Raw genomic sequence first — 9,245 nt, 5'->3', positions numbered from 1 at the left:
ATGCTCAGTCGGCGCCGGTGAGTGGGGCTGCCGCCAAACCGCCGCTCTTCACCGGACCGCCGGACGCGCCAGCTCAGTCGTCAGACATCTACCGCGGTCTCAACTCTTTCGTTGATCTGCCGTACACGCCGCAGCAGATGCGGGACGATGCTCAGTCGGCGCCGGTGAGTGGGGCTGCCGCCAAACCGCCGCTCTTCACCGGACCGCCGGACGCGCCAGCTCAGTCGTCAGACATCTACCGCGGTCTCAACTCTTTCGTTGATCTGCCGTACACACCGCAGCAGATGCGAGACGATGCTCAGTCAGCGCCGGTGGGCGCGGCTGCCGCCAGACCGCCGCTCTTCAACGGACCATCGGACGCGCCAGCTCAGTCGCCAGACATTTTCCGCGGTCTTCAGTCTTTTGTTGATCTGCCGTACACGCCGCAGCAGATGCGAGACGATGCTCAGTCGACGCCGGTGAGTGGGGCTGCCGCTAGACCGCCGGTCTTCGCCGGACCGTCGGACGCGCCAGCTCACTCCTCAGACATCTACCGGGGTCTCAACTCTTTCGTTGATCTGCCGTACACACCGCAGCAGATGCAAGACGATGCTCAGTCAGCGCCGGTGCTCAGCCCTGCCGGTAAACCCGCCTTCTTCGTCGGGCGGTCGGGCGTACTTGAGGAGCTTGAGGACATCGGATCCCGAGTCGATGAGGATTGCCAGGATGGCTCCCAGCCGGTACCGGATTTCTTACTCGATGTCCTGGATAATATCGGGGTCCTGCCGACCCCGTTCAGCGGCCCAACCCAGGTCTCCATCAACGGTGAGACCAACTCGATTACATTGGGGCCGCGAGGACGTCGCGGTGCGCAATTCATCCATCATCCTCGCCCGACCTCTGTCCCGGGTGCTCAGATCGACCCCTCGGCTACTGTTGCCTCTTCCGGCCACCGTAGCGGACCCGTGCTGGGCCCCACGCAGTGGCTGGGTGACCAACATATCCAGCGGGACTATGAGCTCCTGGCGCAGGAGCTCCAGCAGAACAATCCGGATTTCGCCGCCCGGACGCGGTTCGTGGATCCCCTGGTAGCCCAAATGTTGCGATCTCCCTCCAAGGAGGTCGCCGAACGAGCATTAGGGTGGGTTCGCTACGATACAGTCGACTTCCTGTTCCTGCCGGTAAGCGATGCCAGCAACACGGATAGACATCAGCGCGGCAGTCACTGGTCGCTGCTGCTGGTTGATCGCCGCGATCGTGGCCGGCCGGTCGCCTATCACTATGACTCTACCCAGGGATACAATGACAGGCCCGCAGCGGAACTCGCAGGACGGCTCGACGCTTACCTGCAACAGGCCCCGATAAGACAGCAGCAGAACAGTTATGACTGCGGCGTCTTTGTCCTGGACGGCACCAGGGAACTGGTTAGGCGATTGGCAGCAAGACGGCCGGACTTGAACCTCAACAATCTTGTCATCAGTCGGCAGGCGCTGCGGGACCGACTAGGCGCTGGTGTCAGCTTCAACTGAATAGGGCGCACGACCGAGTGAAATGCTGTTCTAGCCGATCGAAGATCCGCAATCGGTGTGCTCGCAGAGCATCATAGTGTCTCACGTGAGGAGCTGAGTACGCATACGACGAAGACCGCCTGATTGACGCATGCGCGCGGGCACAGCGAGCTCTACGATCGGTCGGGTGAAGGTCAGCGGCCTGCTGACCCGGCGGGCTTATCGGCCTGGCGCAGGAGCTTCCATTCCCAGGGCAGCAGTTCGTGCAGGCGCGACGCGGGAAGATCGGCGATCCAGACCAGGACCTCGGCGAGCCAGGCCTTGGGATCAAAGTCGTTGAGGCGATAGGTCGTGATCATCGTCAGCATGATGGCGGCACGGTCGGCGCCACGCTGGCTACCACCGAAGGTCTAGTTGCGCCTTCCCCAAGGCAATGCCTCTCAATGCGCGCTCAGCGCATCCGTCAAGCAGATCTTGCCATCGTCGAGGAAGCGGGCGAAGTCGTCCCACCGCCTGAGCATGTAATTCATAAGCTTCAGGACCTCGGAGGAGCGCGAGAGGGTTTCGCGCTCTCGCAACAATCAGGCGTGCATATCCTCGAGAAGCGGCTTGATCCTTTCCCTGGCGCAGGGCGCGCCGCTCGTCGGCGTCCCGGCCGTTGCTGGTGCGCTCGATCTCGCAAGCGGTCGTCATCAAGTGCGTTTGTGAACAGCACATTGCCACTCTGACGTTAAGCAGCCCAATCAGCGCATGCTAAGATACTTTCAGGCTCAGTTCCTGCGCCATCTCAGCAGCGATTGGGAATTGATCGAGCGTCGTCAGATTCTGAACTAAGTGCGAAAGCAGGGGCATCTGCGGAGATCTTGCCTAGGGTAGGCTCTATAGATCTTGTGAACTCCACGTCTTCAGGCTCCAGGAGGCTGCCGCAAAAAGCTGGGTCGGTCGATGGCCACAAATAGTTGCCGAAACTCTTCCCGTAAATTCGCCGACGAATCAAGTCGTCAGACCGCGAATTCAGTCCACTGCCGCCTAGCCCGTCGGGGCATCAACATTCACCGATGGTTCTTTATTCCACGATAAGTCACACGTCGGATCGAAAAACAAGTAATTGCAGGTCAGTTCTTCACCAGGTTGTACGTCACGCGCGGTTAAAATTCGGCAATGATCGTCTTGATATGTGTTTGGCTGACTGCTGTGCTTCATGAAGCGGGCATTGTCAGCATTGTACTCTATAACACCATCATTAGCCTTGTAGTCTCTTGGATAGGCATGCTTATCAAGTAGAGCTCGAAATGTTGGAGCTAGAGCTTCGTACTGCTCAGGCGTCACTGCGATGTCAACGATTGGGTTGTGAATCCAAATCAGCGAATCTTTGAGCAAAAGGGCGGCGGAGAAAAGTCCAATACCGCCAAACTGGTCTGGCTTTAAAACAGTTTCGACAATCAACATTGAAGAAGTCTCCCTAACACCCAGCAAGCTAACTGACCTGAGCCCCGAAATCTCCTGCACAAACCGGTAGGGTCGTCTAATCGCGCCTCCGTCCCAAATTGGGTTTTTTTCGCATTCGTTGCGACAGCGGCTGGCGGATCGCCTTTCGCGGTACCGCCATCTTGGCGGTGCTGGAAGGGGGCTGCAAGTCAGTGGGATTGCGAGCAAAGATCCGCGTTGATCAAGGCGGCGAGTTCATGTCGCGCGATCGTGACCCGTAAGCCTATCAGCGCGGCGATACGCTTACTTTCTCACGGTCCGGCAAGCCGCCGGCAACGGCTTCATCGAGTCCTTCAAGAGCCGCTTTCGCGCTGACCGCTCAATGGCCACTGTTTCCTGTCCCTTGCGGATGCGCAGGACAGAAGTGGAGACATGGGCACATCGTTAGCGAAGGGCCACCCCGTGGGCGATCGGCAGTCGAACGCTGATTTCGCCGCACAACCACGTCGGCGTAACCAGCCCCCCATTGTAATCACGCGACAAAGCTCTAGTCTTGGGGTGGTCTAAAGCACGGTCTCGCTGAAAGTCGCCACATGTGACTGCCGCTCGATGAAAGTTCGATGGCAGGTCAGGTGCAGGATAATTTCGCGGGCGTATGCACCGTATCGGTCACCTGTGAGCGACCTAGAGCTGGTGGTGCGCTCGTAGACTCCTGGTCATCGCCCGTGCCGCTTCCGCTGCGAGGCCGTCCTGTGAGGACGCCAGATCTGCACTAAGCGTTTGGCCGTAAGGGATTTGACGCGATCGGCGCGACGCGCGGCGAGGCTGGAGTCTAGGGTGCAGCATCCCGGTTTGGTGCTTAGCGGTAACGGAGAGGGGGCTCCGCAAAACGGCTGATCCTGCAGGTGAGCAAGGAGAGGCTTATGCGCTTTGTCCGAAGCCGCAGCCCGTCGTAGGCCGATTGTCTCAAGCTCATCGGCAAACTCGCCAGGCCAGCTGAAGGCGGCGCATGAACGAATTGCAATGTTCTCCGCATCGAGACCCCAGAGCGGACCTGAAGCCAGAGTAGATCTTTTCCCTAAATGGAAGGGCCCATCTCAAGCGCTCATGGCCACGAGGTAATCGAGCCATAACCAGAGCTGCCTTACTCGCTCGGCCCGTTCCTCTGAGGGCTTCTCGGCCAAGCCGTGATCGCGCCAGGTCTCCAAAGAGAGACGACACTCGTGCCAGAAAGTACTCCCCCCGCGCTCTATTCCTCAGCCCGGACACTGAAACACGCGACAAACGCACGGCACAGCCTGCGCACAATTGGTCCAGGCATCTTTCAATGTGGCGTTCGTCGATCCGCCGCTAGGGGCATGCAGACGCCTCGTGAACTTGATCGCCTCGCGCGAGTCGCGTCGGCCCGATGCTTGCGGGAGCCGCGGTGTGCCCGCCTGGTGCTACTTTCGGCCCGGCAGGCTTGCACGATCAGCTCAGGTAGAACATTGTCGCGGCGATCGTCAGTTGAAGCCGGCAGGAAGTGCGAAACGCCTCAACGTTCGCGCCGGCGAGCCTTGCCCTATGATTTGCCGGCATCAAAGTACGCGCGAGATGTGCGGTCGTTCACACATAATGGTCGCGATATGGCTTAGCTGGGGCAGCAGCCTCGGGGTCGGAGTTCCTGGTGTTGACATTCAGCAGCGAAAGCTGGTCGCGGACAGATACAGCTTTGGTGCTCGGCAACCATGTTGCCGTGGCGATCGTCTTTGCGGCTCGTTCGCTATTTTGAGGGTCCTCGACACTCATCTGGCCGATTTGATCAGCCGGACAGAGGTCGCTGCGGCATGCTCAGCTTCATCCTGCGCTGAAGCTCCTTGAGGAGAGGTCATCTCAGGTCGTCGTCTTCAACGGGGCAGAGCAGTGCCGACGGCGGTCCGCGCTGAACCGAAACCTTATCCCGGAGGACGCGGTTCTCACTCAAAGCGTCCAAAACCGGAGTAGCGACAGATAATTCACGGTCTATGCACTGCTCTTAAGGTTTCAGCGACTGTCTACGCCGAAAAATGGGAACGGCATTGCTGACCGGCTTTCCGCGGGGACGTTGAATGCACATCTCAGGAGTATAACCACGACAAGGGCGTTGGCAGTAGCTTCGGGGTAGCACTGTGTGAGCTGCGGAACACGTCGGCTGGGCTAAGCGATGAAGATCGCGCACGGTATTCCGGACCATTGCTGACCCCTGAGATATGTACTGAAAGGCTCGAGGCGGATCGACGAGGTGCTGGGCAGCGCCTCGTCGGCCAGACGAGCTTTCTGCGGAACGCCACGGCCAGGATGTGCATCTGGGACTGATGGACGACCACACCCATCTGCAGCCAGCTAAGCTCAGCCGACGCGTGTTCGATGCGGCAGGAACCAGCCTCTTTACTCCGAGGATGCTTCCCTGTCTCGGGGCCGAGGCCCCAATCAATGGCAATGCTGTAAAACGCAACGGCGATAACACCGTAGGTGTTCTTCGCAGCTTTGGCGTTCGGAAGATCAAAGAAGATCGCTGTGCGGCTCAACGAGGAGCCGCACAGCGATGATGCGCGCAAGTTAATCGGGCGGGGTAGCGCTCACCCGGACCCCCCGGAACCGCGCCAAGCTCGCTGGCGCAAGCTATGCTACATTGATAAGTCCAATACCGGAGCTATGTGGTCGGGTTCCTAGTTCTTAGCGTGGGGATTGTCTCTCGGCATCTCCATTGCTTGGGTGATGGATGAGCCGCACGTCATTTGGGCCTCCCGGCCCCAAGAGGGCGGTGTAACGCTCGCCGAGAATATCGTAGTTTCTTGCCGGCTGCGCATCGTTCGGCAACTGGCCCCAGCGGCGAAGCATCGAGAGCATCGTGTCCGGGGCTGGTTGGTCGCCGTGCGAAAAATTCTTGGGAACGGCGAATGATGCAGCATAAATCTCGCGGGGCGCGGGGGACGTCCCCTCAGCCCTGGAGGAGGACGCCGGAGCGGCTTGCTCCATCGACCGTCCAAGCCGCGATGATGAGGCTCGGTTCGCTGGTTGCGCGCTGGGCTGCGGAGCGTTTTCCAGTCGAAATCCCAGAGGAATGGCAGCGCCTTGCGGAAGAGGGGTGCTTCGCCTCATCGTTGCCGCGGGCACGAACAGCGCCGTGTAGCGGTCATTGTGAACGATAAAACTGTTGGGTCGGCTGTCCTGGCTCGGCGCGACGTTGCTACGGTCAAGCGCAGCGGACGCGTGCTGGTCGCCCTGCCGGAAATTGAAGGGAATAACGGCCGGTTCTGAATCCAGCCCTTGGTGATGACCCTCGGTTGGCTCGACGGACGACGATGCGCCAGCGTTTCCCACCATCGCCCACAGCAGGTCCTGATCGTAGCCTTCGGGAAGGACGAGCCGATCGCTGGCCTGAAACGGTGCGCCGGCGTCTTCCATCAGCTCGCGAACGACTGAACTGCCGGGCTCGCTCACCTCGCGTCCGATGGCATCCCCTTCCGTATGGCTTAGTGTTCTTTGCCTCTTCGCAGGCCTCAACTCCCCGGTGTAGTCCTCACCCAAGAGGACCTCGTGACTTGAAGAGGGAGCGCTCCCGGTCAGCTCGTTCCGAGCCGGTTGGTAGCCGTCGCTCCAGTTGAGCTGAACGGCTTTTCCGCGGTCCGGTCCCTGGTGATCGCGCGCGGTTGGGAGAGACGATGTTAGGGTGGGTTCGCCCATCATCCCTCGCAGCGGGTCCTGATCGTGACCTTCCACAGGCAGCTCTACCGGCCAAGTCCAAGCTTCCCGCGGCGCGCTGTGCTGGGCAGCGGTGTCCCCGAGGTGTCTGGTGACGGCGTCTTCGGGATGAGGACCGTAAGCCCCCTGGTGCCCAAGTTCCAAGGCCTCGATGAGGCTACGCTCTTCCTCAGTCAGAGGAAAATAGTAGGGATCTGAAGAAGCGGGGATCTCTGCAACGGCAGGAGGATCAAGCTGCGGCACTTCATCCAAGTACGGCTCAAACTCCGCTTGCTGCTGTTGCGGTTGTGGCACCGCGGCGTGGTCACGGTCGAATGGGTTGATGCTGTTAAATGGGTCCATGTCAACTCCCCGGGGTTTGAGTCGATTCGCAATGCGGAGACGATAGTGGCGCTCTCTCTCGTTCTATTGGGATCAGCTGTCGAAAAGCTGACGCGCTTAGAGACTTACGGATTGCGATCTCAAATCAGTCATTTCGCCGCTTTGGACCGCGACTCGTGATGGGACCGAGCAGGCGGCATGGCTTTGCCCGTTCGGGACGAGCACAATGGCGTCGGCACTCTGACGCCGCGACCATCTCGGCAACTGATTGGGTCTCTTCAGTCAACCCGCACGTTTCGAGGCCACCTCGATCAGCTTGCACCATCAATTTTACGGTTTGTGGCGATAACGCTTTCTTGGCTCGCACGCTCGGTTGCCGCACCGCGGCGGATGCTCTCGATCGGATTGTAGTTCTCAGCTGGCTCTGGTGCTCGGCAGGAAAGTCATAGACAGCCAATAGGCTCAAGATTCGCAATCCTTGTCCGGCAATAACGTCATGCCATATTTAGCGCGATTCTCGACCAAGGTATCGAGTGCATGCTCCAACCGCTCGGCTTGGCGCCATTGAGATCCTGTATGGCCTTCTTGCCGCTCCGAACCAGCTCGGGATGTCTTTGAGCACGTTGACGGCTTTTTGCTGCCAGCGCTCGTATTCGCGCTGCGATTGGTCATTCAGGCTCAAAATCATCGAAGGTGAAAGGTTCGTTGTATCCTTTCCAGCAGGGCCGAGAGCGCCTCCTGGATCGCCGGTCGACATAGCGCGCAGCTAAGGGGCGGGCAGCAGGCGATCGAGGCTCCTAGTTCGCCGCGCTCGGACTGGCAAAATCACCGAGGTGAAGCCGATCCAACTGGCGAGCCGCTCGCGCGCCGGTCCTCACCTTGGGCCTGGCAATCTCGATCTCGCCGATATCCGTTGCGATGTTGCGCGCCGGGCCATGGCCGTTCCGCACGGCCGGCGCGACCATCCGCGGCGGCTTCAGCTCGCCGGCGTCTGCGGAACGCGGCAATTCCGTCTGGACGGCCCGGACGAACAGATCGCGCGCTATGTTGCGCAGAATTTGTAGCAGTGCATGATCAACCGCAGACGGCTGACCGAAGGGTAGGATGTTGATCGTCTCCTTCGGGCCGCATCGGCTCCTTGAAGAAGTTCTCGCAGGTTCGCCATCCGCCTGGATACGCCGGCTCTCTGAGCGTTATCACCCAGATTCCTGCGCAGCTCCCGCTTTCTTCGTATTCACCCGGTCCCGTTCAAGACCTCTATGTGCAGAACCCGACAGCAAATTGCAATTGAGTCGATCTGAATCGCAGAAGGATGCTTGCCTGAACCAAGCTCGCGGGTCCTGGCATGTCGATTGCTAGGAAGTGCCTGATACATCATGCCACTAACTAGACGCAAAGGCTGAGACAGATCCAACTTGCTGTCCAAACGAATTCTCTAGCATACAAGCGGCGCTGTTAACTGCCGCTCCGCTAACGGAGCCAGTCATGCTGATCGACACCTCCAAAATCTTCGACTCCATTCGCATCAACAAGAAGGAAGCGCGGGAGCACCAGACCGCGGCGCTATGTGAATGGCCTGGTTGCCAAAACAAGGCTACCCATCCCGCGCCCAAGGGCCGCGACAATGCGCGCGAATATTGGCACTTCTGCATCGACCATGTTCGCGAATACAATGAGTCCTACAATTTCTTCTCGGGGATGGACGCGGAAGCGGTCGCGCGCTACCAGAACGACGCGCTGACCGGCCATCGTCCGACCTGGAAGATGGGCGAGAACATCAGCGCCCGCAAAATGGTCGGCAGCGCGGCCGATTTCGAGGACGACTGGCATGCCTTCTGCACGCACCTCGAGCTGAACGGACGCGCCGGTGCCCGCCCCCGCTCGGAGGCCAAGCCTGAGGCGCGCAAGATTTTAAATGCCGAGCGGAAAGCGTTGCAGGTGATGGGCCTGAATGCCAATGCGACGCTCGGCGATATCAAGGCGAAGTACAAGGCGATGGTCAAGCAGCTCCATCCCGATGCCAATAGCGGCGACCGATCTACGGAGGATCGCCTGGTCGAGATCATCAAGGCCTACCATTACCTGAAGACCGTGGTGCGCGAGAGCTAGGGCGGACACGACTTGAACGGCTTCACCCCACCGGCCGCTACTAGCCCTTCATCGTGTGAAAGCTGCATCCGAGCTGGCGTGTAATCCGCTTCAGACCCCCACGCCTAGGCCGAGAGGAGCAGCATCTCCGCGACGTTAGCAGGAGTCTTTATCAACAGCGCGCCCCGGATCAATCCA

The 9,245-nt window shown here is 59.6% G+C and carries 5 protein-coding genes and 1 pseudogene; 3 read left to right on the top strand and 3 right to left on the bottom strand.

Annotated elements, in window-relative coordinates:
• On the top strand, nucleotides 1–1,508 hold a 1,508-nt coding region (locus I6F17_RS10295; RefSeq protein ID WP_225190422.1), incomplete at its 5' end, for a Ulp1 family isopeptidase.
• A 173-nt stretch (nucleotides 1,509–1,681) separates the two neighbouring features.
• Here I6F17_RS10295 and I6F17_RS10290 read toward each other — a convergent pair.
• The 3 genes and pseudogenes from I6F17_RS10290 to I6F17_RS10280 all read right to left on the bottom strand — a co-directional run.
• Nucleotides 1,682–2,165 (bottom strand): annotated as a pseudogene (locus I6F17_RS10290) (transposase); the annotation flags it as partial.
• Between the two features lie 351 nt (nucleotides 2,166–2,516).
• Nucleotides 2,517–2,936, bottom strand: coding sequence for an SET domain-containing protein (locus I6F17_RS10285; protein WP_225124601.1), 420 nt, complete (start codon nucleotides 2,934–2,936; stop codon nucleotides 2,517–2,519).
• 2,673 nt (nucleotides 2,937–5,609) lie between these two features.
• Nucleotides 5,610–6,980 carry a hypothetical protein gene (locus I6F17_RS10280; protein ID WP_225124600.1) on the bottom strand — a complete coding sequence of 457 codons (1,371 nt, stop codon included), beginning with the start codon at nucleotides 6,978–6,980 and terminating at the stop codon, nucleotides 5,610–5,612.
• Nucleotides 6,981–7,792: 812 nt separating this feature from the next.
• Between I6F17_RS10280 and I6F17_RS10275 the strand changes: the two genes are divergently transcribed.
• Nucleotides 7,793–8,023: a hypothetical protein gene (locus tag I6F17_RS10275; RefSeq protein ID WP_225124599.1), complete on the top strand. Its 231-nt coding sequence runs from the start codon at nucleotides 7,793–7,795 to the stop codon at nucleotides 8,021–8,023.
• 421 nt (nucleotides 8,024–8,444) lie between these two features.
• The gene (locus tag I6F17_RS10270) at nucleotides 8,445–9,068 is read left to right on the top strand and encodes a DnaJ domain-containing protein (RefSeq protein WP_225124598.1); all 624 of its coding nucleotides are present in this window, start codon (nucleotides 8,445–8,447) and stop codon (nucleotides 9,066–9,068) included.
• The last annotated feature ends 177 nt before the right edge of the window (nucleotides 9,069–9,245 follow it).

It is taken from the genome of Bradyrhizobium sp. NBAIM18 (genome assembly GCF_020193825.1).
Classification (GTDB): domain Bacteria; phylum Pseudomonadota; class Alphaproteobacteria; order Rhizobiales; family Xanthobacteraceae; genus Bradyrhizobium; species Bradyrhizobium yuanmingense.
The sequence above is the reverse complement of the archived record's forward strand: the minus strand, read 5'-3'. Positions and strand labels throughout refer to the sequence as shown.

Bases quoted from the DNA above. Each gene is read 5' to 3' on its own strand.
- I6F17_RS10285 (WP_225124601.1), bottom strand. From the start codon at position 2,936: ATGTTGATTGTCGAAACTGTTTTAAAGCCAGACCAGTTTGGCGGTATT.
- I6F17_RS10280 (WP_225124600.1), bottom strand. From the start codon at position 6,980: ATGGACCCATTTAACAGCATCAACCCATTCGACCGTGACCACGCCGCG.
- I6F17_RS10270 (WP_225124598.1), top strand. From the start codon at position 8,445: ATGCTGATCGACACCTCCAAAATCTTCGACTCCATTCGCATCAACAAG.